This window comes from Sphingobium sp. 3R8, assembly GCF_020166615.1.
In the GTDB taxonomy this organism is placed as follows: Bacteria; Pseudomonadota; Alphaproteobacteria; order Sphingomonadales; family Sphingomonadaceae; genus Sphingobium; species Sphingobium bisphenolicum.
On sequence record NZ_JAIQXR010000002.1, the window covers coordinates 260123 to 286913 of the forward strand.

24 protein-coding genes are annotated in these 26791 nt (G+C 65.9%); 9 read left to right on the plus strand and 15 right to left on the minus strand.

The window, feature by feature from the left end; genetic code table 11:
- The first annotated feature begins 80 nt into the window (after nucleotides 1-80).
- Complete coding sequence (locus K9B33_RS03275) at nucleotides 81-2891, plus strand: TonB-dependent receptor (protein ID WP_224546626.1); 2811 nt, start codon at nucleotides 81-83, stop codon at nucleotides 2889-2891.
- Here the strand turns inward: K9B33_RS03275 and K9B33_RS03280 are convergent.
- A complete protein-coding gene (locus tag K9B33_RS03280) occupies nucleotides 2888-3622 on the minus strand; it encodes a YggS family pyridoxal phosphate-dependent enzyme (protein WP_224546628.1) in 735 nt (244 codons plus the stop codon). The genes K9B33_RS03275 and K9B33_RS03280 overlap by 4 nt on opposite strands.
- A gap of 23 nt (nucleotides 3623-3645) precedes the next feature.
- Here K9B33_RS03280 and K9B33_RS03285 point away from each other — a divergent pair, with 23 nt between their 5' ends.
- The gene (locus K9B33_RS03285; protein WP_224546630.1) at nucleotides 3646-4200 is read left to right on the plus strand and encodes a thiamine phosphate synthase; all 555 of its coding nucleotides are present in this window, start codon (nucleotides 3646-3648) and stop codon (nucleotides 4198-4200) included.
- A gap of 9 nt (nucleotides 4201-4209) precedes the next feature.
- Here K9B33_RS03285 and K9B33_RS03290 read toward each other — a convergent pair whose 3' ends face one another.
- Nucleotides 4210-4887, minus strand: a complete 678-nt coding sequence (locus K9B33_RS03290; RefSeq protein WP_263499448.1) for an HAD family hydrolase — start codon at nucleotides 4885-4887, stop codon at nucleotides 4210-4212.
- A gap of 98 nt (nucleotides 4888-4985) precedes the next feature.
- On the opposite strand from K9B33_RS03290, the gene K9B33_RS03295 reads away from it, so the two are divergent.
- Genes K9B33_RS03295 through K9B33_RS03310 form a run of 4 tightly spaced genes read left to right on the plus strand, consistent with a single transcriptional unit; the run spans nucleotide 4986 to nucleotide 8604 of the window.
- Complete coding sequence (locus K9B33_RS03295) at nucleotides 4986-6095, plus strand: MlaE family lipid ABC transporter permease subunit (RefSeq protein WP_224546632.1); 1110 nt, start codon at nucleotides 4986-4988, stop codon at nucleotides 6093-6095.
- On the plus strand, nucleotides 6095-6979 hold the full coding sequence (locus tag K9B33_RS03300; RefSeq protein ID WP_224546633.1) for an ABC transporter ATP-binding protein: 885 nt from the start codon (nucleotides 6095-6097) through the stop codon (nucleotides 6977-6979). The genes K9B33_RS03295 and K9B33_RS03300 overlap by 1 nt, the downstream gene beginning before the upstream one ends.
- Before the next feature lie 3 nt (nucleotides 6980-6982).
- Nucleotides 6983-7945, plus strand: a complete 963-nt coding sequence (locus tag K9B33_RS03305; RefSeq protein WP_224546634.1) for an MlaD family protein — start codon at nucleotides 6983-6985, stop codon at nucleotides 7943-7945.
- Nucleotides 7946-7977: 32 nt separating this feature from the next.
- Nucleotides 7978-8604, plus strand: coding sequence for an ABC-type transport auxiliary lipoprotein family protein (locus K9B33_RS03310; RefSeq protein WP_224546728.1), 627 nt, complete (start codon nucleotides 7978-7980; stop codon nucleotides 8602-8604).
- A gap of 54 nt (nucleotides 8605-8658) precedes the next feature.
- Here the strand turns inward: K9B33_RS03310 and pepN are convergent, their stop codons facing one another.
- The 7 genes from pepN to K9B33_RS03345 all read right to left on the minus strand — a co-directional run bounded on the left by pepN (nucleotide 8659) and on the right by K9B33_RS03345 (nucleotide 17170).
- Nucleotides 8659-11259 (minus strand): aminopeptidase N, encoded by a 2601-nt coding sequence (gene pepN / locus K9B33_RS03315; RefSeq protein WP_224546635.1) that lies wholly within the window; start codon nucleotides 11257-11259, stop codon nucleotides 8659-8661.
- Between the two features lie 114 nt (nucleotides 11260-11373).
- Complete coding sequence (locus tag K9B33_RS03320; protein WP_224546636.1) at nucleotides 11374-12300, minus strand: ParB/RepB/Spo0J family partition protein; 927 nt, start codon at nucleotides 12298-12300, stop codon at nucleotides 11374-11376.
- A complete protein-coding gene (locus K9B33_RS03325; RefSeq protein WP_224546637.1) occupies nucleotides 12297-13079 on the minus strand; it encodes a ParA family protein in 783 nt (260 codons plus the stop codon). The genes K9B33_RS03320 and K9B33_RS03325 overlap by 4 nt, the downstream gene beginning before the upstream one ends.
- A 2-nt stretch (nucleotides 13080-13081) precedes the next feature.
- The gene (gene rsmG / locus K9B33_RS03330) at nucleotides 13082-13717 is read right to left on the minus strand and encodes a 16S rRNA (guanine(527)-N(7))-methyltransferase RsmG (RefSeq protein WP_224546638.1); all 636 of its coding nucleotides are present in this window, start codon (nucleotides 13715-13717) and stop codon (nucleotides 13082-13084) included.
- Complete coding sequence (gene mnmG / locus K9B33_RS03335) at nucleotides 13714-15564, minus strand: tRNA uridine-5-carboxymethylaminomethyl(34) synthesis enzyme MnmG (RefSeq protein WP_224546639.1); 1851 nt, start codon at nucleotides 15562-15564, stop codon at nucleotides 13714-13716. The genes rsmG and mnmG overlap by 4 nt, the downstream gene beginning before the upstream one ends.
- Nucleotides 15565-15624: 60 nt before the next feature.
- A complete protein-coding gene (gene mnmE / locus K9B33_RS03340; RefSeq protein WP_224546640.1) occupies nucleotides 15625-16917 on the minus strand; it encodes a tRNA uridine-5-carboxymethylaminomethyl(34) synthesis GTPase MnmE in 1293 nt (430 codons plus the stop codon).
- A gap of 4 nt (nucleotides 16918-16921) precedes the next feature.
- A complete protein-coding gene (locus K9B33_RS03345; protein WP_066607277.1) occupies nucleotides 16922-17170 on the minus strand; it encodes a DUF6489 family protein in 249 nt (82 codons plus the stop codon).
- Nucleotides 17171-17322: 152 nt separating this feature from the next.
- On the opposite strand from K9B33_RS03345, the gene K9B33_RS03350 reads away from it, so the two are divergent.
- Both K9B33_RS03350 and K9B33_RS03355 read left to right on the plus strand, forming a co-directional pair.
- Nucleotides 17323-18024 carry a dienelactone hydrolase family protein gene (locus K9B33_RS03350; RefSeq protein ID WP_224546642.1) on the plus strand — a complete coding sequence of 234 codons (702 nt, stop codon included), beginning with the start codon at nucleotides 17323-17325 and terminating at the stop codon, nucleotides 18022-18024.
- Complete coding sequence (locus tag K9B33_RS03355; protein ID WP_224546644.1) at nucleotides 18021-18989, plus strand: quinone oxidoreductase family protein; 969 nt, start codon at nucleotides 18021-18023, stop codon at nucleotides 18987-18989. Before K9B33_RS03350 ends, K9B33_RS03355 begins: the two co-directional genes overlap by 4 nt.
- Before the next feature lie 72 nt (nucleotides 18990-19061).
- Here K9B33_RS03355 and K9B33_RS03360 read toward each other — a convergent pair whose 3' ends face one another.
- Both K9B33_RS03360 and rho read right to left on the minus strand, forming a co-directional pair.
- Nucleotides 19062-19784: a YjbE family putative metal transport protein gene (locus K9B33_RS03360; protein WP_224546646.1), complete on the minus strand. Its 723-nt coding sequence runs from the start codon at nucleotides 19782-19784 to the stop codon at nucleotides 19062-19064.
- A gap of 119 nt (nucleotides 19785-19903) precedes the next feature.
- Nucleotides 19904-21160: a transcription termination factor Rho gene (rho, locus tag K9B33_RS03365; protein WP_224546648.1), complete on the minus strand. Its 1257-nt coding sequence runs from the start codon at nucleotides 21158-21160 to the stop codon at nucleotides 19904-19906.
- 267 nt (nucleotides 21161-21427) lie between these two features.
- Here rho and K9B33_RS03370 point away from each other — a divergent pair, with 267 nt between their 5' ends.
- Nucleotides 21428-22432, plus strand: a complete 1005-nt coding sequence (locus tag K9B33_RS03370; RefSeq protein ID WP_224546650.1) for a retroviral-like aspartic protease family protein — start codon at nucleotides 21428-21430, stop codon at nucleotides 22430-22432.
- 3 nt (nucleotides 22433-22435) lie between these two features.
- Here K9B33_RS03370 and K9B33_RS03375 read toward each other — a convergent pair whose 3' ends face one another.
- From K9B33_RS03375 to lptE, 4 genes are all read right to left on the minus strand, one after another.
- Nucleotides 22436-24565, minus strand: a complete 2130-nt coding sequence (locus K9B33_RS03375; protein ID WP_224546652.1) for a transglycosylase domain-containing protein — start codon at nucleotides 24563-24565, stop codon at nucleotides 22436-22438.
- 212 nt (nucleotides 24566-24777) lie between these two features.
- A complete protein-coding gene (gene msrB, locus K9B33_RS03380) occupies nucleotides 24778-25182 on the minus strand; it encodes a peptide-methionine (R)-S-oxide reductase MsrB (protein ID WP_224546654.1) in 405 nt (134 codons plus the stop codon).
- A gap of 45 nt (nucleotides 25183-25227) precedes the next feature.
- On the minus strand, nucleotides 25228-26256 hold the full coding sequence (holA, locus tag K9B33_RS03385) for a DNA polymerase III subunit delta (protein ID WP_224546656.1): 1029 nt from the start codon (nucleotides 26254-26256) through the stop codon (nucleotides 25228-25230).
- A complete protein-coding gene (gene lptE / locus K9B33_RS03390; RefSeq protein WP_224546658.1) occupies nucleotides 26253-26753 on the minus strand; it encodes an LPS assembly lipoprotein LptE in 501 nt (166 codons plus the stop codon). Before lptE ends, holA begins: the two co-directional genes overlap by 4 nt.
- Between the last annotated feature and the right edge of the window lie 38 nt (nucleotides 26754-26791).

The window sequence follows — 26791 nt, forward strand, 5'->3', positions numbered from 1 at the left end:
TCGCCCTGCTGTGTCCGCATAATCACCCACAGTTCCGACGCGGCGAAAAGTCGTGCGGACCAGGAGAGGATAGACCCATCATGACAGACAAGAGTCTCTGGACATCTGCCGCCATCGCCGCATTGGTCATGGGCGCATCCGCCGCGCAGGCGCAGGACGGAATGCAGGACGGGACGGCGCCGCAGCCGGTCGTGGACGATATGGGCGCGAACATCATCGTCACCGCCACCCGCCGCGCCAGCCCCCTGTCCGACGTGCCCATCGCGGTGTCTGCGGTGGGCGCGCAGGCGATGCAGAATAGCGGCGCGAGCGACATCCGCACGCTGAACCAGCTGGCTCCATCGCTGCTCGTCTCCTCCACCGGGTCCGAAGCCAATGCCTCCGCCCGCATCCGCGGCATCGGCACGGTTGGCGACAATCCCGGCCTGGAAAGCTCGGTCGCGGTGTTCATCGACGGCGTCTATCGCTCGCGCACCGGTGCGGGCCTCAACGAACTGGGCGAGATCGAACGGGTCGAGGTGCTGCGCGGGCCGCAGGGCACGCTGTTTGGCCGCAATGCGTCGGCGGGCCTGATCAACATCATCAGCAAGGCGCCGGAAAACAGCTTCCATGCCAAGGGTGAGATCACCTATGGCAATTATGACTATTGGCGCCTGTCGGGCCGCGTCACCGGGCCGGTGGCCGAGGGTATCGCGCTGAGCCTCGACGGCGTGTGGAGCAAGCGCGACGGCTTCTACAAGCTGGTCGACGGCGCGGGGAAGACGGTCGGCGACACCAATGACCGCGACCGCTATTTCCTGCGCGGCCAGGCGCTGATCGAACCGAACGACGCGCTCTCCATCCGACTGATCGGCGATTACACCAATCGCGATGAAAGCTGCTGCGGCGCAGCCTATATCGAAGCGCGCGAGAGGCGGCCGGTGGCGGGCGGCGGTTACAGCGATGCGCCGTTCAACCGCATCGCCGCGATCCTGGCCGGCCAGGGCAGCGTTATCCCGGCCGATCCCTATGATCGCGAACTCCATGTCACGCCGGGCCGCGACTATGTCAGCAAGCTCAAGGATTGGGGCGTGTCGGGCGAGATCAACTATGATTTCGGCGGCGCCAAGCTGACCAGCATCACCGCCTATCGCGATTATAAGTCCCGCGACTATGGCGATTACGACTATAATCGCGCCGATCTTCTGTACCGCGATCCCAACACCTATCGCCAGTTCAAGACCTTCACGCAGGAATTGCGGTTGCAGGGTTCGGCCTTCGCCGACAAGCTCGACTGGCTGGTCGGCGGCTATTACGCCAATGAGAAGCTGACGCTGCAGGACAATATCCGCTTCGGCGCGGATTATGGCCGGTTCGCGGCCTGCCGCCTGATGGCGGGGGCCAGCGTGAACAGCAATTTCACCGCGCCGCAGCTCGCAGCCTGCGGCAGCGGCCTTGCCACCCAGCCGCTGATCAACGGCACGCAGGCACAGCTCAATGCAGGGCTGACCGCGGCGCTGATCGCGCGCGGCGTGCCCGCGCCGATCGCGGCAGCGCAGGCCGGGGCGATTTCCACGGGCCTGGGCAATGGCCTGCGCGCTTTGGCCGCAATTCCGGAGGGTACGGGCGACGTCGCGTCGCTCTATCGCCAGAAGAGCGAGAATTGGGCGCTCTTCACCCATAATATCGTCCACATCACCAACCGGCTCGATCTGACGCTGGGCCTGCGCTACACCCATGAAAGCAAGCGCTTCTCGGCCGATTTCAACAATAATAATGCGACCTGCGCGGCCTTGCAGGCGTCGGGCCTGCCCGGCATCGCCACCAACCCGGCACTGGGCAGCGCGGCGACGCTGGCGGGCGGCATCCTGACGCTGGGATGCCTGGGCAACGGGTCCACCGGCCTCAACGCGCTCGACCTGAACGACAAGATCAGCGACGGCGAATTTTCCGGCACGGCGGTGCTGTCGTGGAAGCCGATCGACGAATTGCTGCTCTATGGCAGCTATTCGAAGGGCTATAAGGCAGGCGGCTATAATCTCGATCGTTTCCAGCTCGGATCGACCGGCCTGAACGCCATTCCCGCCGTCTTCTCGCCGCGCACCAATGCCGACGTCACCAGCCTGCGCTTCGCTGCGGAAAAGGTGGATTCGTTCGAAGTGGGCCTGAAATATGTCCAGCCCAAATGGAGCGTGAACATCGCCGCCTTCCGGCAGGAGTTCAAGAACTTCCAGCTCAACACCTTCAACGGCACCAGCTTCGTCGTGCAGAATATCAATGGCTGTGACGGGGCGCTGTCGGCGGCCCGCACCTGCGACAGCGGCGATGTCGGGCCGGGCCTGATCAGCCAGGGCGTGGAACTGGAAGCGTCGGTCACCCCCGCGCGCAACTTCCGCGTGTCGGGCGGCGCGACCTATGCCCGCGCCAAATTCGCCAACCGTCTGGTGGGCAGCGGCGACGGCAGCGTGCCGCTGGACACCGCGCTGTTCCTTCTGCCCGGATCGATCAACAGCAATGCGCCCAAGCTGGTCACGACCGCCAGCGTCGCGTGGACCCCGGACATCGGCTCATCGGGCCTGTCGGCCCTCTTCTACGTCGATGGCCGCATGACCAGCGACTATAATACCGGGTCCGACCTGTTCCCCGAAAAACGGCAGGACGGCTATGCCATCGTCAATGCCCGCGTCGGCATCCGCGGTGCGGACCAGCGCTGGGCGGTGGAGTTCTGGGGCCAGAATATCTTCAACCAGAATTATACCCAGGTCGCCTTCTCCAGCCCGCTCCAGTCGAGCAGTCCGGGCACATCGACCACCGGCCAGTTCGCGCTGGGCGCACCGATGGCGAACCAGCTCATCTCCGCCTATCTGGCCGAACCGCGGACCTATGGCATCACGCTGCGCGGGAGTTTCTAGGCGCGGGAGTTTCTGAGCATCCCTCTCCCGCTCGCCGGTACGGGGCGAACGGGGGATGGCCTTTCCCCAAACAGCGCCGTGCCGACGCGAATGTCGGTCGCGCCCAGCATGATGGCGGTTTCATAATCGCCCGACATGCCCATGGAAAGGCGCTCCAGCCCCTCTTCCCGCGCGATCTTCGCCAAGAGCGCGAAGAAGGGTGCCGCCTCGATATCGGCCGGCGGGACGCACATGAGGCCCAAAACAGGGATATCGGCGGCGCGCGCCGCTGCGATCAATGCAGGCAGATCCGCTATGGCACAGCCGCCCTTCTGCGCCTCCGCGCCGATATTGACCTGGATGAAACAAGAAACGCGCTTGTCCGCTGCGTCCATCGCTTTCGCCAGCGCGGTGAGCAGCGAGGGACGATCGAGGCTGTGGATGACGTCGAACAGCGCGACGGCGTCGGCGGCCTTGTTCGACTGGAGCTGGCCGACCAGATGCAGTTCGACGGCGGAAAATTCCTCGTCCAGCGCGGGCCATTTCTCCTGCGCTTCCTGCACCCGGTTTTCGCCGAAGCGGCGTTGCCCGGCATGGAGCAGCGGGCGGATCGTGTCGGCGTCGTGGGTCTTGGACACCGCGATCAGGCGGATGTCGTCGGCGGTGCGCTGCGTCAGGCGCGCGGCGCGGTCGATGCTGTCGCGCAGGGTGGCGAGGCGCTGCGCCGCGTCGATAAGGCTGTCTGTGGTCATGCGCGCTGCTATAGGCGAAGCCCATGGATGGTCGCCACCGCAAAAAACGCCCTGCCCTCTGGCTGATGACCGACGAGCGGGTCGCGCCGGCGGCGTTGCTGGCGGCGGCCGCGCGCCTGCCCAAGGGTGGCGGCGGCATCGTCTTTCGCCATTACCGGACCGATCCGGCGGCGCGGCGCGCGCTGTTCGCGGCGCTGCAGGCGATCGCGCGGCGGCGGCGGCTGGTGCTGATGCTGGCCGGGCCGGTGCGCGATGCAGTGGCGTGGCGGGCCGATGGCGCGCATGGGCGGGACGCGCGTCGGGCGGCCCGCCCCCTGTTGCGCAGCCGCGCCGTCCATGATGGGCGGGAGGCTGTGGCGGCGCGCCGGGCCGGCGCCGATCTTTGCTTCGTCTCCCCTCTCTTCCCGACCCGGTCGCATGTCGGAGGGCGCGCATTGGGGCGGGTGCGCTTCGCCGCCCTGGCGCGGCAGGTCGATGTGCCGGTCATGGCGTTGGGCGGCGTGCGCCGGGGGCATCGGCCTATGTTGCGGGGGATCGGCGCGGACGGCTGGGCCGCGATCGACGGGTTGACGGGCTAATCCGCCAGATCAGGTCCAGTCCACCCGCGTCCAGCCGCGGTCCTCCGCCAGCCTGGCCAGCGGCTTGTGCGGGTTGGAGGCGAAGGGGATATCGGCGAACTCCAGCATCGGCGCGTCGGAGACATGGTCGGAATAGGCGCGGATATGCGCCTGCGCGCGGTCGATCGCCTGCGACGCCATCCATGCCTTGATCATCCGCAGCTTGCCGGTGTCGTAGCAATTTTCGCCCGCGATCTTGGCGCGGACATAGCGCAGATCCTGGCTCAGATGATCGGTGGCGATCACCGCGTCGAAGCCTAGCCGCCGCGCGATCGGTTCGACATAGAGGCGGTAGGAGGCGGTGGCGAGCACCAGCGTATAGCCGTCGGCGCGATCCTGCGCGATCTGCGCCACCGCGCCGGCGCGCAGGTTGCGGGCGATCACCCGGTCGGCATAGCTTTCGACATGGGGCATCAGTTTCGCGCGTTCGACGTTGAAGCCGATCATCAGCGCCTGGTTCAGTTCCTTCAGCCGCTGGCGACTGATCAGCTTCACCACATAGGCGAGCATCAGCAGGATGACGCAGGGAAAAAGCACCAGTCGCCATGGCGCCATATGCCCCGCCACATGGATCAGGAAGCCTGTATAGGTGCCGCTGAAGGTCACCGTGCGGTCCATGTCGTAAATGGCCAGCCTGTGCGTCGTCATGCCGTTTCCGAAACTTTTCTGTCCGCCCTTCGTTCTGGCTTGCGGATGGGCCGTTTCGGCTTGCCGTGCAACCGATAATGGACCAGTAATCCCATCGCATGAATAAAGCCGCCGAACTTGCCGAGGAACAGCGCGACGGCAGCAATGTGGTCCGGCTTTCCGGATCGCTCGCGATCGCCTGTCTGGGTGACCTGCCCGACCGGCTGGACGCCGTGCAGGAACCGGTCGGCGCGATCGACCTGTCCGCTGTCGACCACATGGATACGATCGGCGCCTGGACCGTGCATCGCGCGACCAAGCGGCTGGGTTGCGAGGTCACCGGCGCCAGCGACGATGCGCGCCGCCTGATCCATGCGGTCGGCGAACTGGACGAGCCGGTGCCGATCCGGCCGGCCTATGTCCATCCGCTGCGTCGCGTCGTTGGCCAGATTGGCGAAGCGGTGATCGCGTCCGGCGCGACCCTGATGGGGCTGCTCGGCTTTTTCGGCGCCACGCTGATCGCGACATGGAGCGTCATCCGCCATCCACATCGCTTCCGCATCAATGCGGTGGTGCAGCGGTTCGAGGTGGTCGGCGTGTCGGCGCTCGGCATTATCGGCCTGATGAGTTTCCTCATAGGTATCGTCATCGCCCAGCAGGGGTCGGTGCAGTTGCGCCAGTTCGGCATGGAGATGCTGACGATCAACCTGGTCGGCCGGCTGACCTTCCGGGAACTGGGCGTGCTGATGACCGCGATCATGGTTGCGGGGCGTTCCGGTTCCGCCTTCGCCGCGCAGTTGGGCACGATGAAGCTGACCGAAGAGGTCGATGCGATGCGCACCATCGGCGTGTCGCCGATGGAGGCGCTGGTGCTGCCACGCACGCTCGCGGTCGTCATCATGATGCCGCTGCTGGGCTTCTACGCATCGGTGATGGCGGTCGTCGGCGGCGGTTTCCTCTGCGCGATCGCGCTGGAGATTCCGCCCATCACCTTCATCCAGCGACTGCGGGAGGTCGTGCCGATTACCGACCTGTGGGTCGGCCTCATCAAGGCGCCCGTCTTCGGCATCATCATCGCGCTGTCGGGCTGCTACCAGGGTATGCAGGTGAAGGCCAATGCCGAGGAAGTCGGCCTGCGCACCACCGCGGCCGTGGTGCAGGCGATCTTCCTGGTGATCGTGATCGACGCCTTTTTCGCGGTCTTCTTCACCTGGGTAGGCTGGAACTGATGAGCGAAGAAGAGATTCAGCGCGCCGAGGAAGAGCGGATCGAACAGGCGGTCGAGACGTCGGATATCGCTATCTCGGTGCGCGGGCTGCGCAACAGTTTCGGCGACCAGGTGGTGCATGACGGGCTGGACCTGGACGTGCGCAAGGGCGAGATATTGGGCGTGGTCGGCGGTTCCGGCACCGGCAAGTCGGTGCTGATGCGCGCGATCATCGGCTTGCAGACCCCGGACGAGGGCGAAATCCACGTCTTTGGCGAATCGATGATCGGGCGGCTGGATGACGAGGCGCTGGCGATCCGCAAACGCTGGGGCGTGCTGTTCCAGGGCGGCGCGCTCTTTTCGACCCTTACGGTGGCCGAGAATGTCGAGGTGCCGATCCGCGAATATTATCCCAATATCGGGGCGGAATTGCGCGACGAGATCGCTGCCTACAAGATCCGCATGACCGGCCTGCCGACCGAAGCAGGCCCCAAATATCCGGCTGAATTGTCGGGGGGCATGAAGAAGCGCGCCGGCCTCGCCCGTGCGCTGGCGCTGGACCCCGACCTGTTGTTTCTGGACGAGCCCACGGCGGGCCTGGACCCGATCGGCGCGGCGGCGTTCGATGAGATGACGCGCAAATTGCAGCAGACGCTGGGCCTGACCGTCTTCCTCATCACCCATGATCTCGATACGCTCTATTCGATTTGCGACCGGGTGGCGGTGCTGGCCGACAAAAAGGTGACGGCGGTGGGTACGATCGAGGAATTGCTGGCGACCGATCATCCCTGGATTCAGGAATATTTCAACGGTCCGCGCGGCCGGGCCGCGACCGCGGCGGTCTCGCGCGAAAAGGACCGGGAACAGACACAGGCGGCGCTCAGTCCGCCGGACGGAAGGCGATAGGATATGGAAACCCGCTCCAATCATGTGCTGGTGGGCGCAGTCACGCTGTTGCTGCTGGCCGCGATCATGGCCGCCGCCTTCTGGTTCTCGCGCATCTCCGATGGCGAGAATAAGGAGTATGACATCTTCTTCAAACAGTCGGTCAATGGCCTCGCCAAGGGATCGAGCGTCAATTATTCGGGCGTTCCATCGGGCAAGGTGGAGAAGATCGAGCTGTGGAAGCGCGATCCGAGCTTCGTAAAGGTCCGCATTTCGGTGAAGGACGGCACCCCCGTCCTGCAGGGTACGACCGCGACCATCGCCGGCGTCGGCTTCACCGGCGTCAGCGAAGTGGTGCTGGACGGCGCGGTCAAGGGCGCGCCGCCGATCGCCTGCCCCGCCGACAATGTGCTGGCCGCCTGCCCTGATGGCGTGCCGGTGATACCTACCAAGCCGGGCGCGCTGGGCGAGCTTCTCAACAATGCGCCGCAACTGCTGGAGCGGCTGTCGACGCTGACCGAGCGCCTGACCGAATTGCTGAATGACAAGAATCAGCAGTCGATCGCGGGCATATTGGCCAATGTCGAGCGGGTATCCGGCGCGCTGGCCGATCGCAGCCCCGAAATCGCCGCTACCCTGGCCGAAGCCCGCATCGCGGTGCAGCGCACGGGCGTCGCGGTCGAACAGATCGGCAAGCTCGCCGCCACCACCGATACGATGCTGAACGAGGAAGGCCGGCCGCTGATGGGCGACTTGCGCAAGAGCGTGCAGGCTGCGACCCGCAGCATCGAGACGCTGGACAAGACTATCGGCGAGGCGCAGCCGGGCGTGAAGCAGTTCAGCACGCAGACCATGCCGGAGGTCAACCAGCTGGTCCGCGACCTGCGCGAAATGTCGCGTTCCTTCCGCGGCGTTGCGGAAAAGCTCGACCAGCAGGGCGCCGGATCGCTGGTCGGATCGCCCAAGCTGCCGGACTATAAGCCATGATCGCGGACAGGATGATGAGAGAGATGCGGACCATGTTCCATGTGAAACACCCCGGCGCGAACCGGAAGGGCGCGCTGACCGCGTTGACCGCCGCTTTCCTGCTGTCGGGTTGCGTATCCTTCGGCGCCAAGCCGCCGTCGCAATTGCTGACGCTGGATGCGGCGCAGAAGGTGCCTTCTGGAGCGTCGCGGGTAGCGGGCGGAGGGCGAACGCTGATCGTCGCCGATCCCGATGCGCCCAAGATGCTGGATACGGTGCGCGTGCCGGTGCAACTGGGGCCGACATCGGTCGCCTATGTGACCAAGGTGCAATGGGCCGACACGCCCCGCCATCTGTTCCGGCGCCTGCTGGCCGAAACCATCTCCGCCACCACGGATCGGGTGGTGCTGGATTCGGGGCAGTTTTCGGGCGACGGCGGGCAGCGGCTGAGCGGCGAACTGGTCGCTTTCGGACTGGATGCGGCGAGCAACAATGCCGTCGTCACCTATGATGCCGTGCTGACCACCCCCAATGGCGTCGCGCTGGCGCGGCAGCGGTTCACCGCCAGCCAGCCGGTGGGCGGCAAGATCGAAGCCGGGACGATCGGCGCGCCGATCAATGTCGCGGCGAACAAGGTGGCAGCCGACGTGGCGGCCTGGGCCGCGGCGGTGAAGGACTGAGCATCCTGCCGGTTCGCGTCGCGCCTGGACGCGGACCGAACCGGCGATGCCCGCTTATTCCAGGCTCTTACCTGCCTGTTCGGTCACGTCCTTGGATAAGCCCGATTGCGCCAGGATGCGCTGCAGTTCGGCGCGCATCAGCGCCGCGCGCCCTTCCTCGAACCGTTTCCAGCGACCCAGCGGCGGCACCAGCTTCGCGGCGGTCTGCGGGTTGAGCCGGTCCAGCGCGATGATGCAGTCGGCCAGCAGGCGGTAGCCCTTGCCCGACTTGTGGTGGAACCCCCATTGGTTGCCCGCGAAGGCGCCGAACAGCGACCGCACCCGATTGGGGTTGGCGAGCGTGAAATCCTTATGCTCGCTCAGTTGCGCCACCAGTTCCACTGTGTCGGGATGCAGCGCGAACGCCTGGGTCTGGAACCATTTGTCCAGCGTCAGCGCGTCCGCGGCATAGCGATTGTAGAAAATGTCGAGCGCCGCCTCGCGCTCCGGGCTGGCGCCATTGGCCAGTGTGGCCAGCGCCGCCTGCCGCTCGGTCATATTGTCGGCTTCGCTGAACTGAGCGAAGGCGATGGTGGGGCCGTCCTGCGCGCCCGACGCCACCAGATAATGGAGCGCCGCGTTGCGCAGCTTGCGGGCGCCCTTGGCGGCCGGCGAGAGGGAGAAGGCGTTGGCCTTCGTCCGGGCATGGATATCGCGCCAGAATGGCTCCAGCGCCGCCCCGATCTGCTGCTGCAGGGCATCGCGCGCGGCATGGATGGCGTCGGGATCGACCAGGCGCATCTGATCGCCCAGATAGGCTTCGCTGGGCAGGCGGATCGCTTCCGCGACGAAGGCCGGGTCGAGCAGCGGATCGGTGATGATGTTGCGCACGGCATCGACAACGGCCGCGTCGTCCGTGGCATGACCGGCGATGCGGCCGACCAGCACATTGACCATCAGCTGCTGCATCGCTTCATAGCGGGCGAAGGGATCGTCATCATGCGCCGACAAAAAGGCGAGATCGGCCTGGCTGCGATTCGTCTCCACGATCACCGGCGCGGAAAAGCCGCGATTGATCGACAGGATCGGCGCAGCAGGGAAGCTGGTGAAGGTGAAGCTCTGCCGGGCCTCCGTCAGCATCAGCAGCTCGTCGCCGCGATGCTCCCCGCTCGCGGGATCGAACAGGGCGGTGCGCAGCGGGATCGCCATGGGCTGCTTGTCCACCTGGCCCGGCGTCGGCGGCATCGTCTGGTCCAGCGTCAGTTCGACGCTTTGGCTCACCGGATCATGGGTGACGAGCGCGCGGACATGGGGTGTACCGGCCTGCTCATACCAGAGGCGGAACTGGGTCAGGTCGATGCCCCCGCCCTCTTCCATCGCCAGCACGAAATCCTCGCATGTGGCGGCCTCCCCGTCATGCCGGTCGAAATAAAGGTCAGTACCCGCCCGGAAGCGCTCCGCCCCCAGCATCAAGGCCATCATCCGGATCAGCTCGGCGCCCTTATTATAGATGGTAGCCGTGTAGAAGTTACTGATTTCCATATAGGATTCGGGACGCACCGGATGGGCGAGCGGGCCTGAATCCTCCTGGAATTGGCCGGCGCGCAGGATGCGGACATCCTCGATCCGCTTGACCGCATGGCTGCCCATGTCGGCGGAAAAATTCTGGTCGCGGAAGACGGTGAAGCCTTCCTTCAAGGAAAGCTGGAACCAGTCGCGGCAGGTGACGCGGTTGCCCGACCAGTTGTGGAAATATTCATGCGCCACCACGCCCTCGACCCCGTCATAATCGATGTCGGTCGCGGTTTCGGGATCGGCCAATATGTAGCGCGAATTGAAGATGTTGAGGCCCTTATTCTCCATCGCGCCGAAATTGAAGTCGGCGACCGCGACGATGTTGAACACGTCCAGATCATATTCGCGGCCATAGACCCGCTCGTCCCAAGCCATGCTGTTCTTGAGCGCCTGCATGGCGTGATCGGTCCGGGCGATATCGGCTTCGCGCACCCAGATACCGAGGGCGACTTCCCGCCCGCTCATCGTCACGAAGCGGTCGGCGTTGCAGGCAAGATCGCCCGCGACCAACGCGAAGAGATAGCAGGGCTTGGGAAAGGGATCGTTCCAGCGCGCCCAGTGACGGCCGCCGGTCAGGTCGCCCTGTTCGATGGGGTCGCCATTGGCGAGCAGGATCGGGAAACGCGCCTTGTCCGCTTCCATCCGCACGCTGTAGCGCGACAATATATCGGGACGGTCGGGGAAGAAGGTGATGCGGCGGAAGCCTTCCGCCTCGCACTGGGTACAGAGCAGGCCGCCGCTGGCATAAAGGCCCATCAGCTTGCTATTGCCCTCTGGCGACAGCTCCACCAGCGTTTCGACGCTGTGCGCGCTGTCGGGTAGCGCGATGATGAGCGCGCCGGCTTCCAGATGCCATTCGTCCTGCGCCAACGGGCGGCCATCGACGCAGACCGCCAGCGGCACGATGCCTTCGCCGTCGAGGCGCAGGGGGCGGTCGTGATCGCCGTTGCGCGTGACCGACAATGTCGCGCGCACCTTGGTCAAGGCAGGATCGAGATCGAAATCGAGCGTGACGTCGGGGACGAGCCAGTCTGGCGGACGATAGTCCAGCCGGCGGATGATGACGGGCGCAGCGGCGTGGGTGGAGATCATGTCGGCCATCCCCGCAACCTAGGGAGCGGGGGGCGAAAAGACCAGTGGGCTTTGCGGACGCGCTGCCCGAACTTTGCGAACGTCGCGCTTATGCGCTGTGACGAGTGGCGCGGGCGACGGCCGCTAGATGCGTTCGCCCGACAGGCGCTGGCACAGCATGTCGAGCTGGTCGAGATTGGAATAGCGCAGCGCCAGGATGCCGCCGGTCGATGCGCCCTCATGCGCGATCTCGACCTTCAGGCCCAATATGTCGGCCAGATGCTGTTCCAGCGCCGCGATGTCCGGGTCTTTGTCGCCGTTTCCGGCATTGCGCCGGGCAGCGGGCGCGTCGGCGCCGGTCTTGACCCGGCGCACCAGCTTCTCGGTGTCGCGGACCGACAGGCCCTTATCCTCGACCTGCCGCGCCAGCGCCTCGCAATCAGGCACGCCGATCAGCGCGCGGGCATGGCCCATGCTGATCTTGTTCTCCATCACCTGCTGCTGCACCGTCTGGGGCAGTTCGAGCAGGCGCATCAGGTTGGCGACATGGCTGCGCGATTTTCCGACGATGCGGCCCAGCGCATCCTGGCTGTGATGAAATTCGGCGATCAGCTTGCGATAGGCTTCCGCCTCTTCGATCGGATTGAGATCCTCGCGCTGGATATTTTCGATCAGCGCGATTTCGAGCGTTTCCTGCTCGTCGAAATCGCGGACGATCGCGGGGATGCGGTGCATCTGCGCCCGCTGCGCCGCGCGCCAGCGGCGTTCGCCGGCGATGATCTGGAACCCGCCGCCATGGGGGCGCACGATGATCGGCTGGATCACGCCGCGCTTGGCGATGCTTTCGGCCAGTTCCTGCAACGCGCCTTCGTCGAAATGGCGACGTGGCTGTTCGGGGTGCGGCTGGATCAACGACACTTCGATGCTCTGCACCGCCTTGCCATTGGCGGGGATGGCGCTGGGCGACACCGGTTCCTCGCGCGCGACATCGCCGAGCAAAGCGGACAGGCCGCGGCCCAGACCATGGGGGCGCTTGGCGATCTTGGGCTTGTCGGTCGTTTCGTCGCTCAAGCGGCAACCTCCTGTCGGGGCAGTCGGGCGATCAGTTCGCGCGCCAGACGCATATAGGCTTCGGACCCCGAACAGCGGAAGTCGTAGATGAGGGCGGGCACGCCGTGGCTGGGCGCTTCCGACAAGCGAACGTTGCGCGGGATGACGGTGGAGAAGACGAGATCGCCGAGGCAGGCGCGCACATCGTCGGCGACCTGGTCGGTCAGGCGATTGCGGCGATCATACATGGTCAGCGCCACGCCCATGATCGACAGGCCAGGATTGAAGCGGCCGCGGATACGCTCGACCGTCTGGAGCAGTTGCGACAGGCCTTCCAGCGCGAAAAATTCGCACTGCAACGGGACCAGCAGATATTGCGCGCCGACCATCGCATTGATGGTCAGCAGGCCCAGCGAAGGCGGGCAGTCGATCAGGCAGATGTCCCAGCGGCCCGGTTGGGCTTCAGCCAGCACGCGCTCCAGCCGGTGGGTGCGTTCCTCATAATCGATCAGTTCGATCTCGCAGCCCGACAGATCCTGCGTCGCCGGGACCAGGTCCAGCTTGGGAACGCGGGTGGCGATGACGGTATCGTCCAGCGCGCAATTGCCGACCAGCAGGTCGTAGCTGGACTGGGCGCGATCGGCATGGCCGACGCCCAGGCCGGTGGACGCGTTGCCTTGCGGATCGAGATCGACCAGCAGTACGCGTAGCCCGGTCGCGGCCAGGCCGGTGGCGAGATTGATCGCGGTGGTGGTCTTACCCACGCCGCCCTTCTGATTGGCGATGGCGATGCGGATCATCCTTAGCCTTTCCTTTTGGCGGGCTTCACGGCGTGGGCAACGATGATGGCGCTATCGGCGTCCGTTACGCTGGGTTCCACGTGAAACACACCTTGCCATGCCGGACGCGCCGCCTCCAGTTCATTTTGCGCATTTCGTCCCTTGGGCAGCACCCAGAGGCTTTTTTTATCCGAAAGATGAAGCGCCGATTCGAACAATTTGGGCAGCGGCGCATAGGCGCGAGCGCTGATGACGGCGGCATGAAGGGGCGGCACCATTTCGACCCGGCCGCCAAAAACGCGGGCATGGGCGAGACCCAGTTCGGCGATCACGCCTTCCAGAAAATCGATCCGCTTGCGCCGGGATTCGACCATCATCAGCGGCCGGCCGGACAGGCAGGCCAGCACGATACCGGGCAGGCCGGCGCCCGATCCGAGATCGATCCAGTCGCCATCGCTCGCATCCCTGGTGTGCAGGAGCAGCTGCGCGGAATCGACGATATGCCGCGCCCAGACATGGGGCCTAGTCGATTGCGCGATCAGATTCTGCTCATCCATCGCGGACAGCAGGATTGCGACATAGCGTTCCAGCCTGTCCCATGTTTCACGTGAAACATCGCACTGCGCCGCTAGCCAGGCGCGGGCTTCCTCTTCGGTCACGCCGCCACCCGGCGGACATGGACGAGGATGGCAGCCAGCGCCGCGGGGGTGATACCGCGGATGCGACCGGCGGCGGCCAGCGTATCGGGGCGGGCGGCGTCAAGACGTTCGATCATCTCGGTGGACAGGCCACCGATAGTGCGGAAGTCGAAATCGGTGGGGATGATGACACGCTCGTTCCGGCGCAGTTCGGCAATCTCGCTATCCTGTCGTTGCAGATAGGGGGCGTAATGGGCGTCCTCCCATATTTCGTCGCGCATGTCGGCGGGGGCATCGCGCAGGGCAGGCGCGAGCGCACAGAGCAAAGCCCGATCGACTTCAGGGAAGCGCGCCCAGTCGAACAGGCTGCGTCGCGCGCCATCCTGCCGGACCGCTGCGCCGGCGCGCGCCATTTCGCTGGCGGTCCTCGGCTGGGCCAGTTCGGCTTCGATCGCGGCGCGCCGGATCTGGCGGTCAGCCAGTCGTGCCGCGCGATCGGCGCCGATGACGCCATGGATCAGGCCGATCGGGCCTAGCCGTGTTTCCGCATTGTCGGCGCGCAGCCGCAGCCGATATTCGGCGCGGGCGGTCAACATGCGATAGGGTTCGGTCACGCCCTGCAAAACCAGGTCGTCAATCATCACGCCGATATAGGAACTGGCGCGGTCGAGGATCATCGGCGCGTCGCCGCGCGCGCGGGCAGCGGCATTGACGCCGGCGACCAGGCCTTGTGCCGCCGCCTCCTCATAGCCGGTCGTGCCATTGATCTGGCCGGCGCAGAACAGGCCGGGCAATTGCCGCACCTCCAGCGTGGAATCGAGTGCACGCGGATCGACATGGTCATATTCGACCGCATAGCCCGGCACAGCAATCTCGACCTGCTCCAGCCCCGGCATCGATCGCACCATCGCGATCTGCACATCGGTCGGCAGCGAGGTGCTGATGCCGTTGGGATAGACGAGCGGATCGTCCAGCCCCTCCGGCTCCAGGAAAATCTGGTGTCCGTCGCGGTCGCCGAAGCGCAGCACCTTGTCCTCGATCGACGGGCAGTAACGCGGCCCCCGCCCTTCGATCGCGCCGCTGAACAAGGGCGACCGGTCCATGCCGTCCCGGATGATCGCATGGGTCGCGTCATTGGTGCGGGTGATGGCACAGGCGAGTTGCGGCAGGACGCGGCCCGGCGAGAGCGGCGACATGGTCCACCCCTCCCCGTCCGACGGCTGGGTTTCCAGCCGCCCCCAGTCGATGGTGCGACCGTCGAGGCGCGGCGGTGTTCCGGTCTTGAGCCGGGCGATCGGCAGGCCGAGGTCGCGCAACTGGACGCCCAGCGCGCTGGCGGCGCGTTCGCCGATCCGGCCGCCGGTTTCGCGCTCATCGCCGCGAAAGAGCTTGCCGCCCAGGAAGGTGCCGGTCGCCAGCACCACGGTTGGCGCTGCGATGGTCCGGCCATCGGCCAGCGCCACGCCGGCGATCGCGTCGCCCGCGATCAGCAGCGCGTCGGCCCCCCCTTCGACGATCTCCAGCCCCGCCTGCGCGTCGAGCATCTGGTGAATGGCTGCGCGATAGCGTTTGCGATCGGCCTGCACGCGCGGTCCCTGGACGGCGGCGCCCTTGCTGCTGTTGAGCATCCGATAATGGATGGCGGCAGCGTCTGCCGCGCGGGCGATCAGCCCGTCGAGCGCATCGACTTCGCGCACCAGATGGCCCTTGCCCAGCCCGCCGATCGCCGGGTTGCAGGACATGGCGCCGACGGTGTCGCGGGCGAAGGTGAGCAGTGCGACCGACGCGCCCTTGCGCGCAGCTGCAGCGGCGGCCTCGCAGCCGGCATGGCCGCCGCCGACCACGATCACATCATAGCGTATTTGCATGAGCCGCCCCTTATCAGAATGAGGGGGGTGGGGTCAAAAGCGTTCCACGTGGAACATGCATCATTTGCCGATGCAGAAGCCCGAAAAGAGACGGTCGAGCATATCTTCTGTCCCCGCCTGCCCCGTCAGCGCGTCGATGGTGCGGCGTGCCTGGCGCAAATCTTCGGCGATGACGAGCAGATCGGCGGTCGCGCCCGCCGCGTCGAGATGTGCGTGCAACTGTCCAACTTGCTGTCTCTGTCGCGCATGCAGGGCATAGTCGCCCTCCCCGGGCAGCAGCGCAGCGGCACGGCTCTTAAGTGTGGCGATCAGCCTGTCCATGCCTTCACCGGTACGGGCGGAAAGGCGCAGGCCGGGTCGATCCGCCTCGCTGCGGTCGGACTGGGCGGCGACCAGCAGGGCGTCGGTGCGCGGCAATTCAGCCGCATCGCCCAGCCACAGGATGATGTCGGCCGCGTCCAACGCCGCGCGGGCGCGGTCGATGCCGATCGCCTCGATCGCATCGTCCGTCTCCCCGCGCAGGCCGGCGGTGTCGGTGAACAGGAAGGCGGTGCCGCCGATCGCGGCGGGGACTTCGATCCGGTCGCGGGTGGTGCCGGCAATGTCCGACACGATCGCCGCCTCGCGCCCGACCAACGCGTTGAGCAGGGTGGACTTGCCGGCATTGGGTGGCCCGGCCAGCACCACGCGGATGCCGTCGCGCAGACGCTCGGCGGATGGGGCGGCGAGGATGACGGCGACGTCCTGCGCCAGCGCGGCGATCCCCTCCCCGATCCGCGTTTCGATCGCGGCGTCGGGCACGTCATCCTCGTCGGAAAAATCGAGCGCGGCTTCGGCCATGGCGGACAGGTCGAGCAAGGTGCGACGCCAACCGTCGATGCGGCGGGAAAAATGCCCCTCCGCCATCAACAGGGCGGCGCGGCGCTGGCCCTGGGTTTCGGCGGCGAGCAGGTCGGACAGGCCCTCCACCGCGTTGAGGTCCATACGGCCATGGGTGAAGGCGCGCCGGGTGAACTCTCCGGCTTCGGCGCGGCGCAATCCCGGCATGGCGGCCAGCGCCGCTTCGACCGCGGCCACCACGGCGCGGCCGCCATGACAATGGAGTTCGGCCATATCCTCACCGGTGACGGTGGCGGGACCGGGCAGCCAGAGCAGCAGCGCCCGGTCGAGCGGCGCATCGTCGCGCGGGTCTTTCAGCAGCGCCAGGCTGGCGGTGCGGGGGGATGGCAAGCGGCGGGCCAAAGCAGCAAGCGCTGCCCCGGCCCGGACGCCGCTGATCCTTATGACCGCAATCCCCGCCGGCGGGGCACCGCTCGACAGGGCGAAGATCGTGTCGCCGTCGGAACCGGACACAGGCCTATTTCTTGTCGCCGCCGGACATGCCCGCCAGGCCCATATTCATCATCTGCTGGAACAGGCGCATCCCCGCATCACCCATGGGCGAGAAGCTTTTGAACAATGTTTCCATCTGCTCGACATTGGCGACGCCGTCGAAGCCGTCGAGCATCGTCTTGATATATTTATCGTGGATGGGGGTGACATCGGGCAGGCCCAGGAAAGAGCGGGCTTCGGCCGGAGTGCAGTCCACGTCGACGGTAACCTTCATGTCGCTGCCCTTCCCTTGGCCTTTGCATCCACTGCGCGCTGTCATGCCGCAATTGCCGGCATCAAGGCAAATTTTTAAACGCGACAGGCGGTTGCGCCTCCGCCCGGATCGGCCAATATGCGCTCCATTCTCATAGCGGAAAGGATATCGGCATGGGCGAGTTCACTTCTATCACGACCCTGGACGGTGACGCACAATTCGACGCCTATGTGGCGAAGCCCGAAGGCGAGGCGAGCGCGGCGATCATCGTCATCCAGGAAATTTTCGGGGTGAATGAAGGCATTCGCCGCAAATGCGATAGCTGGGCAAAGGCCGGCTATGTCGCCTATGCGCCCGACCTGTTCTGGCGGCAGCAGCCGCATGTCGAACTGGATGCCGATGTGCCCGAAGAGTTTCAGACTGCACTCGGCCTGATGCAGAAGCTCAACCAGGACCAGGCCATTCGCGATATCGAGGCGACGATCAAGGCGGCGCGCCCCGCCGCTGGCGGCGGCAAGGTAGGACTGGTCGGCTATTGCCTGGGCGGGCGGCTGGCCTTCATGAGCGCCTGTCGCACCGATGGCGATGCGTTCGTCGCCTATTATGGCGTCGGCATCGACGGCTTGCTGGGCGAACAACATGCGATCGGCAAGCCGGTGCTGCTGCATGTGCCGACCGCCGACCATTTCGTCCTGCCCGACGCGCAAAAGGCGATGCATGAGGGGCTGGCCGACAATCGCCATGTCACGCTGCATGACTATGCAGGGCTGGATCATGGCTTCGCAGCGGAGATGGGCCAGCGTCGCGACGAAGAGGGCGCCGAACTGGCGGATGGCCGCACCGCTGATTTCTTCGCCGAGCATCTCGCCGGATGAGCGGCGCATGGCGCATGGTCGCCCGCGCTCATGGCGGGCCGGAGGTGATCGCGCGCGAGGATTTCGATCCCGGCGCGCCGGGTGAAGGCGAGATATTGATCGCGCAGGATGCGGTCGGCCTCAACTTCATCGATACCTATTATCGCACCGGCCTCTACCCGGCCCCCTTGCCCACCCCCCTGGGGTCGGAGGGGACGGGACGGATCGCCGCGATCGGACCGGGCGTGACCGGTTTTGCGGTCGGCGATGTCGTTGGCTGCACCACCGGGCTGGGCGCCTACGCTACCCATCGGATCGTCGCGGCGGATCGGGTGGTGCGCATTCCCGATGGCGTATCGACGCAGGATGCGGCGGCGATGATGCTCAAGGGCATGACCGCCTGCTATCTGGCCGAAGACACGATCGCGCTCCGGGCCGGGCAGGTCGCGCTGGTTCATGCGGCGGCCGGCGGCGTCGGCTCCGTCCTCGTCCCCTGGCTGCGCGACAAGGGCGTGATCGTCATTGCCCATTGCGGATCGGCAGAAAAGGCGGCCAGCGTCGATGCCGACCATAGCCTGCACGGACGTTTCGATGATCTGGCTGCGCGTGTGCGCGACCTGACCGGGGGCCAGGGCGTGGACGTGGTCTATGACGGCGTGGGCAAGGATAGCTGGGCCGCCTCGCTCGCCAGCCTCAGGCGGCGTGGGCTGATGGTCAGCTATGGCAATGCGTCGGGGGCAGTGCCGCCGGTCAGCCTGCTGGACCTGAGCCGCGGCGGATCGCTCTATGTCACCCGGCCGACCCTGTTCGACTATATCGCGACGGCCGAGGAACTGGCGCATAGCGCAGACCGGTTGTTCGACCGGATGCGACGCGGCGTGGTGAAGGCGGTGATCGGCCAGCGTTTCGCCCTGGCGGATGCGGCCGAGGCGCACCGCGCGCTGGAGGCGCGGCAGACGACGGGGGCGACGATCCTTATTCCCTGAAGCTCTGCTGAAGCACAAAAAATGGGGGCGGAACCGATATGGTTCCGCCCCCATTTTTGCGCGTCCGGCCATTCAGCCGAACAGCGTCAATATCCCGACCTGATGGTCGACAAAGCCTTCATAGATCATCTTGACCGCGACATAGATGATGACGGCGAGGCCGAGATAGGCGATCCAGCGGAAGCGTTCGATATATTTGGCGATGATGTTGGCGGCGATGCCCATCAATGCCACGGACAGGATCAGCCCGATGATGAGGATGCCGGGATGGTCCTTCGCGGCGCCGGCAACCGCAAGCACATTGTCCAGGCTCATGCTGACGTCGGCGACCGCCACGGCCCAGGCAGCCGCAGCGAAGCTCTTGGCCGGGCGCAGGCCCGACACATCGTCATCGCTGCTGTCGCCCGGCGTGTCCCCGCCCCGCTTGGGATGGAGTTCGCGCCACATCTTGAAGCTGACCCACAGCAACAGCAGCCCACCGGCCAGGATCAGCCCGACGATCTGCATCAACTGGCTGACCACCAGCGCGAAGGCGATGCGCAGCACCAGCGCGGCGATGATGCCGATCAGGATCACCTTCTTGCGCTGGGCGGCCGGAAGCCCCGCCGCCAGCGCGCCGACGACGATCGCATTGTCGCCGGCCAGGAGAATGTCGATCATCAGCACCTGCCCGAAGGCGGCCAGTGCGCTGGGTGAGGTTATATTGCTGAAATCATTGACGATATGCTGCCAGATATCGGCGGGAGAGCCGAGGCCCTGGGCCGCCGACGCGGCGGTGGCGATGAGGTCGATCATGGCGGCCTGCTAACGTCCCTGTCTGTAGGAAGAAGAAAGCCGGACCATATACATGGCCCGGCTGTCGCGGCAAAATTTATGATGGACCGGCGCGCGACCGCAAGGATCGCGGGCGCCGCTTACTGATTCATCGAATCGAAGAAATCTTCGTTGGTCTTGCTGTCCTTCATCTTGTCGAGCAGGAATTCCATCGCGTCGATCGTGCCCATCTGCATCAGGATGCGGCGCAGCACCCACATCTTGCTGAGTTTGGGCTTGTCGACCAGCAGCTCTTCCTTGCGGGTGCCGGACTTGCCGACGTCCAGCGCCGGGAAGATGCGCTTGTCCGCGACCTTGCGGTCCAGCACGATTTCCGAATTGCCGGTGCCCTTGAACTCTTCGAAAATGACTTCGTCCATGCGGCTGCCGGTGTCGATCAGCGCGGTGGCGATGATGGAGAGCGAGCCGCCTTCCTCGATATTACGCGCGGCGCCGAAGAAGCGCTTGGGGCGCTGGAGCGCATTGGCGTCGACACCGCCGGTCAGCACCTTGCCCGACGAGGGCACGACGGTGTTGTAGGCGCGGCCGAGGCGGGTGATCGAATCGAGCAGGATGACGACATCCTTCTTATGCTCGACCAGGCGCTTGGCCTTTTCGATCACCATTTCGGCGACCTGGACGTGGCGGGTGGCGGGCTCGTCGAAGGTGGAGGAGACGACCTCACCCTTCACGCTGCGCTGCATGTCGGTCACTTCTTCCGGCCGCTCGTCGATCAGCAGGACGATCAGGAACACTTCGGGATGATTGTCGGTGATCGCCTTGGCGATATTCTGGAGCATCACCGTCTTGCCGACGCGGGGCGGCGCGACGATCAGCGTACGCTGGCCCTTGCCCTGGGGCGAGACGATGTCGATGACGCGGGCCGACTTGTCCTTCTGGGTCGGGTCGCCCGGATCGAGCGTCAGCTTCTGTTCGGGATAGAGCGGCGTCAGATTGTCGAAATTGACGCGATGGCGGACCACATCGGGGTCGTCGAAATTGACCGACACCAGCTTGGTCAGGGCGAAATACCGCTCGCCGTCCTTGGGCGCGCGGATCTCGCCGTCTACCGTGTCGCCGGTGCGCAGACCGAAACGGCGCACCTGGTTGGGCGAGACATAGATGTCGTCGGGGCCGGCCAGGAAGTTCGCTTCGGGGCTGCGCAGGAAGCCGAAGCCGTCGGGCAACACCTCGATCGTGCCCTCGCCCATGATCTGCTCGCCATTTTCCGCCTCCGCCTTGAGGATCGCGAACATCAGATCCTGCTTGCGCAGCGTCGATGCGCTTTCGACACCCAGCTCTTCGGCCATGGTGACGAGGTCTGCGGGCGCTGTTTTCTTGAGGTCCTTGAGATGCATTGCGAATCGGTCCGATGGCGAGAGGAGGAATGCGCCGGAAATAAGGAAGGATTTAGAACCGGGCAGGATGCCGGTCGAGTCCCGTTCCGGACGGACGGGATGGATCGTTCGCCGTTTAACGATCCGACCATGGTCAAGTCAAGATGTGTCGAACAGGGAAAGCCGCCGGAAATCGCCTTTTTGCGCCCCATCCGGGCCGGACGGTGCCGCTGGCGCGACGACGGCCTTCCATGGTATGAATGGGCGATAAAATGGAAGGATGAGGATATGGGACGGCGCCCTGTCTCGCCAAGGATCTCGCTGCGGCCTCTGCTGGGTTTCGCGCTGGCGATCGGCGGTCCGGCGCTTGCCGCCCAGGACGCTCCCCTGCCCGCCCCCGCGATCCTCGATCCCGACGTGCCGCCGGCGGTCGTCCACACCGGACCGGCGCTGGATGATCGGGTGACCATCCCGATTTCGATAGACGGCAAGGGACCATGGAACTTCGTCATCGACACCGGATCGCAAAGGACGGTGATCGCACGCGACCTGGCGCAAAAGCTGGCGCTGTCGCCTCGCGCCAATGTTACGATCATCAGCATGACCGGCCGGTCGGAGGCCGGGACGGTCGCAGTGCCGCGGCTGGGCTTTGGCGGCGGCACGATCGACGACATCGAAGCGCCGGTGCTGGAGGGCGTGGATCTGGGCGCGCCGGGCCTGCTGGGGCTGGACAGCCTGCACGCGAAACGGGTGACCCTCAATTTCCGCACCGGGCGCATGGAGATCGCCAACAGCGGCGCCACGCGCGCCCGGTCGACCGATCCCGATACGATCGTGGTGGAGGCGCGGCGCAAGCGCGGCCAGTTGATCCTGCTGGATTCCGACGTCAACGGGATGCGGGTCAACATCATGCTCGATACCGGCACCAATTTCAGTATCGGCAATCTGGCGCTGCGCGACCGGCTGCTGGCGAAGAAGCGCGCACCCGCCATGCTGGAAGCGACGCTGACCAGCGTGACCGGCGGCCTGTTGACGGGGCAGGTCGGGCGGATCAAGTCGGTGCGCATGGGGCGCGTCAACCTGACCGAGGTGCCGGTGCTGTTCGCCGACGCCAGCCCCTTTGCCGAACTGGGAATGCAGGACAAGCCGGCGCTGCTGCTGGGCATCAGCGCGCTCAAGATTTTCGACCGGGTGGCGATCGATTTCGGCCGGGGGAAGGTGGATTTCCTGCTGCCCGACGCGAGCGCGCTGAGCAAGACGCGCTTCGCCGCCAATGACGGGGTGAAGGGTTAGGGCCTAGGGATTGGGTGTCGGCCGCGGCGGTGGCTGCTGCTGCCGCTGGCGGTCGCGGCCCAGCACATTGTCGATCCATTGCTGGTCGATACGCGGCGGCTGCGGCCGGTCCTGCTGGGGCCGGTCTTCGGGGTCGATCTCCATCTGCGGATCGTCGCTATCCCCGTCCGGAGACCGTGCGCGGGGGCGCTGGATCGGCAGGCCATTCTCGTCGACCATCATGCCGCCGGGCCCGTCCGCGCCGCCGTCCATCCCGTTGTCCGGACTGCCATAATAGGCCTCCTCGTCCGGCTCCAGCTGCCATTCGGGCAAGGTCACCTGAGTTTCGAACTGTTCCACGGGGCGTTTGGCGACGGCCGCCTTCATATAATCGGCGAAGGCGCGGGCGGGCGCGCGGCCGCCCTGTAGTCCGCCCACGGACTTGGCGTCGTCGCGCCCCATCCAGACGCCGGTCGTGATGCCGCTGGAAAAGCCCAGGAAATAGCCGTCCTTGTTGCTGGTCGTGGTGCCGGTCTTGCCCGCGACCGGCCGGCCGATCTGCGCGGCCTTGCCGGTGCCGGTGCTGACCGCCGTCTGCATCAGGTCGGTCATGCCGGCGGCGACCCAGGGGGCGACCAGCACGCGGCTGGTGTCGTCCTGGTGGCTGTAGAGCAGCCGGCCGTCGGCGGTGGTCACCTTGGTGATGCCATAGGGCGTCACCGCGATGCCCTTGCGCGCGATCGAGGCGGCGGCGCGGGTCATGTCGATCAGGCGGACGTCGGACGTGCCCAGCACCATCGAGGGATGGGTATTGACCGGGGTCGTGACGCCGAAGCGGCGGGCCATGTCGGCGACGGTCGGGAAGCCGACCTCGACGCCCAGCTTCGCGGCGACCGTGTTGATCGAATAGGCGAAGGCGGTGCGGATATCGATGTCGCCGGAAAAGCGGCCCGAACTGTTGCGCGGCGACCAGCCATTGATCGTCACCGGCTCGTCGGTCACGCCGGTATCGGGGGTGTAGCCCGCCTCCAGCGCCGCCATATAGACGAAAATCTTCCAGGCCGAGCCCGGCTGGCGCGTCGCGGTGGTGGCGCGATTATAGTTGGACGTCACATAATCTAGGCCGCCGACCATTGCCCGCACAGCGCCGTCGCGGTCCAGGCTGACCAGCGCACCCTGGGTGCCGGACGGGACATTGGCCTGGATCGCTGCGGTCGCGGCCTTCTGCATCCCCAGGTCGATGGTGGTATAGACCTCCAGCGGCTCGTTCGGCTCGTCGATCAGCAGGTCGAGTTGGGGCAGCGCCCAGTCGGTGAAATAGCGCACGCTGTTCTGCGGCGCTTCGGGCGCCAGCTTGACGTCCTGGATGTCGGCCGCGGCCCGCTGCGACGCGGAGATCGCGCCATTTTCCTGCATCAGGTCCAGCACCACGCCGGCGCGGCCGATCGCGGCTTCCGCGTCGGCGGTGGGGGAATAGCTGGACGGCGCCTTGACCAGCCCGGCGACGATCGCGGCTTCGGGCAGGCTGAGGCTGTTGGCGGGATGGCCGAAAAATTTGCGGCTCGCGGCGTCGATGCCATAGGCGCCGCCGCCGAAATAGACCTTGTTCAGATAGAGTTCGAGGATCTGCCGCTTGGAGAATTTGCGCTCCAGCGCCAGCGCCAGCACCATTTCGCGGAGCTTGCGGCCGAAACTATAGCTGTTGTTGAGAAAGATGTTGCGCGTCACCTGCTGGGTGATGGTCGATGCACCCTGCCAGCGGCGGCCCGACCCGCGCCGTTCCACCGCGACCCAGGCGGCGCGCGCCATGCCGATCGGATCGACGCCGGGATGGAGGTAGAAACGCTTGTCCTCGGTCGACACCATCGCGTCGACCATGACCTGGGGGATCTGGTCATAATCCATCCAGCGGCCAAAGCTCGGCCCCAGGGACACGATCACGCTGCCGTCGGCGGCATGGACGCGGATCATCTGGCCATTGGGGGAGGATTTCAGGCTGTCATAGTCGGGCAGCGACTGCATCGCGATCACCACCGCGATAACCACGGCCAGCAGCCCGGCCACCGCCGCCGCGAGGCCGATCTTCAGCCCGCGCAGCATCCATGTCTTCGCGCGGCCACGCGGCGCGCCCTTGCTCTTGCCTGATCCTGCCATTTGTGCCGCCCCGGATACGCGCTAATCCCGGCCCCTGCCAGCGCAAATCATGCGTCCGGCGCGGAAAAAGACCGTCGCGCCTTCCATGGAGAGTGGCGCTTTACCGGGGATGAACCGACGCCAACAAATCCGTTCGCTTCGAGCTTAGTCGAGAAGCGGCCAGCATGGCGCACGCGTTTCTCCACATGCTCGAAACGAGCGGATAGTGGGGGTTACGCCTCTTCGTCGCGCGGCTTGAAGTCCAGGCTGGCGCTGTTCATGCAATAGCGCAGGCCGCTGACACCCGGCCCGTCAGGGAAGACATGGCCCAGATGGCCCTCGCAGGTGGCGCAGCGCACTTCGGTGCGGACCATGCCGTGGCTGGCGTCGCGAATCTCCTCGACCGCGTCGATATCCACCGGCGCGGTGAAGCTGGGCCAGCCCGATCCGCTGTCATATTTTTCTTCCGCGTCGAACAGTTCCGCGCCGCATCCGGCGCAATAATAGACGCCGTCGGCCTTGTTGCCATTATAGGGGCCGGTGAAGGCCCGTTCCGTGCCGGCTTCGCGCAGCACATGATATTGTTCGGGGGAAAGGCGCGCGCGCCATTCGGCTTCGCTCAGGTTCAGCTTGTCCATGGCCGCAATATGGCCCTGCCGGACAGGCTGTTCAAGCCTTCGGATTCAGACCCGCTCGCGCGCTGCCTGCCGCGCGATCGTCAGCAATTCGTGGCGTACCATCAGGTCGCCCAGCCCTCGGCCCGACCGCGTGGCGCGCTCCGCATCCAGCAGCCGTTGCAGCACGCGGGCGATGCCGGGCGCATCCCATTGCCGCACCTGCCGCGACACCAGCCCCTTTTCCTTCCAGAATACCGCCTTGCCCGCCGCCTCGACCGCGCCTTCCAGCCGGCCGCCGGCGTCGAAATCGGTGCGGATATGGGCGATCAGCATCGCGCGGTTCAGCAGCGGGCGGATGACCGAGGCCATCGCCGTGCCGGTTTCGCTGAGGCTGGTGAGTTCGCGGTGCATGGCCTTGAGGTCGCCGCCCAGCACGGCGTTGACCAGCGGGCCGACCTCCGTATCGGGATTGTCGGCGGACAAGGCGTCGAGCGCCTCCGCCGTCGCTTCGCGCGGACGGTCGGGCGCGGCGTCGAGATAGAGGATCAGCTTTTCGATCTCGCCGGTCATCAGCGCGCGGTCGCCATTGGCGAGATCGACGATGCGGCGGGCGAGGTCGGATGGCAGGCGCAGCCCGCCGTCGCGGGCGATGCCGACCGCGATCTGTTCCGATTCGCGCGCGTCGGGCTGGTAGGAGATGCAGGCCATCACCGCCTTGTGATCCAGCGCCAGCTTGACCAGCTTCGACGTGGCTTTCAGCGCGCCGGCGACCGCGATCACCGGGTTGCCGGCGGCTTCCCCCTCCAGCAGCGCCGTCAGCGCCGGTACCGATTCCTCGCCCATGCCGTTGATGCGAATCCAGCGTTTGTCGCCGAACATGGAAAAGGATGCGGCTTCGTCGGACAGCCGGGCGGGATCGTCCTTCAGCGTCGCGCCGTCCAGGTCGATCCGTTCCGCCTGCGGCCCCATGGCGCGCTCCAGCCGCTTGGCCAGCGATTGGCTGCCTGCTTCGTCAGGTCCGTAGAGCAGGAAGAAGCGGATATCCTGTGGCGGCGCGTCGAGCGCCCGTTCGATCTGGCCGCGATTGGCCTTCAAGGATTGGCCGCCTTGCGCGAATAGAGCGCCAGCCGGGTGACGATCTGGTCCGCCACCGTCTGCGACAGCCGTTCCAGCGCCGTGTCTTCGGCCGCGATCGTGGCATATTCGCTCGACGTGACGTCGATGCCCGCGTCGGACCCGGCGGTATCGTCCAGCAATTGCGCGCCGGTGGCTTCATCAACGAGTTGATAGCGCGCGCGCAACGTGCGGCGCTCGCGGGTGATGGCGGCGTCGGCGCGCAGGCCGAAGCCGCTGATATCGTCGTCCAGCTTCACCACCAGCTTGTAGCGTGGGCCGCTGCCGCTGTTCATCGCCGACAGCCGGTCGTTGAGCGCATTGCGCACCAGCCATCCGCCCTTGCCCTCGATCGGTTCGACCGTGACATTGCCCAGCGCCTGCGCCACCGCACCCTGTCCGCCCCCGCCATAGACGGGGCGCAGCCCGCAGGCGGAGAGGAACAACGGGATGGCGAGCAGGGGCAGGATGCGCTTCATGGGTGAGACCTTTAACCGTTCGGGCTGAGCTTGTCGAA

Bases quoted from the DNA above. Each gene is read 5' to 3' on its own strand.
- mnmG (WP_224546639.1), bottom strand. From the start codon at position 15,564: ATGCAAATACGCTATGATGTGATCGTGGTCGGCGGCGGCCATGCCGGC.
- lptE (WP_224546658.1), bottom strand. From the start codon at position 26,753: ATGAAGCGCATCCTGCCCCTGCTCGCCATCCCGTTGTTCCTCTCCGCC.
- K9B33_RS03370 (WP_224546650.1), top strand. From the start codon at position 21,428: ATGGGACGGCGCCCTGTCTCGCCAAGGATCTCGCTGCGGCCTCTGCTG.
- K9B33_RS03375 (WP_224546652.1), bottom strand. From the start codon at position 24,565: ATGGCAGGATCAGGCAAGAGCAAGGGCGCGCCGCGTGGCCGCGCGAAG.
- K9B33_RS03275 (WP_224546626.1), top strand. From the start codon at position 81: ATGACAGACAAGAGTCTCTGGACATCTGCCGCCATCGCCGCATTGGTC.
- pepN (WP_224546635.1), bottom strand. From the start codon at position 11,259: ATGGCCGACATGATCTCCACCCACGCCGCTGCGCCCGTCATCATCCGC.
- K9B33_RS03290 (WP_263499448.1), bottom strand. From the start codon at position 4,887: ATGACGACGCACAGGCTGGCCATTTACGACATGGACCGCACGGTGACC.
- msrB (WP_224546654.1), bottom strand. From the start codon at position 25,182: ATGGACAAGCTGAACCTGAGCGAAGCCGAATGGCGCGCGCGCCTTTCC.
- K9B33_RS03350 (WP_224546642.1), top strand. From the start codon at position 17,323: ATGGGCGAGTTCACTTCTATCACGACCCTGGACGGTGACGCACAATTC.
- K9B33_RS03280 (WP_224546628.1), bottom strand. From the start codon at position 3,622: ATGACCACAGACAGCCTTATCGACGCGGCGCAGCGCCTCGCCACCCTG.
- K9B33_RS03295 (WP_224546632.1), top strand. From the start codon at position 4,986: ATGAATAAAGCCGCCGAACTTGCCGAGGAACAGCGCGACGGCAGCAAT.
- K9B33_RS03285 (WP_224546630.1), top strand. From the start codon at position 3,646: ATGGATGGTCGCCACCGCAAAAAACGCCCTGCCCTCTGGCTGATGACC.
- K9B33_RS03310 (WP_224546728.1), top strand. From the start codon at position 7,978: ATGTTCCATGTGAAACACCCCGGCGCGAACCGGAAGGGCGCGCTGACC.
- K9B33_RS03355 (WP_224546644.1), top strand. From the start codon at position 18,021: ATGAGCGGCGCATGGCGCATGGTCGCCCGCGCTCATGGCGGGCCGGAG.
- K9B33_RS03300 (WP_224546633.1), top strand. From the start codon at position 6,095: ATGAGCGAAGAAGAGATTCAGCGCGCCGAGGAAGAGCGGATCGAACAG.
- K9B33_RS03345 (WP_066607277.1), bottom strand. From the start codon at position 17,170: ATGAAGGTTACCGTCGACGTGGACTGCACTCCGGCCGAAGCCCGCTCT.
- K9B33_RS03360 (WP_224546646.1), bottom strand. From the start codon at position 19,784: ATGATCGACCTCATCGCCACCGCCGCGTCGGCGGCCCAGGGCCTCGGC.
- rho (WP_224546648.1), bottom strand. From the start codon at position 21,160: ATGCATCTCAAGGACCTCAAGAAAACAGCGCCCGCAGACCTCGTCACC.
- K9B33_RS03325 (WP_224546637.1), bottom strand. From the start codon at position 13,079: ATGATCCGCATCGCCATCGCCAATCAGAAGGGCGGCGTGGGTAAGACC.
- K9B33_RS03305 (WP_224546634.1), top strand. From the start codon at position 6,983: ATGGAAACCCGCTCCAATCATGTGCTGGTGGGCGCAGTCACGCTGTTG.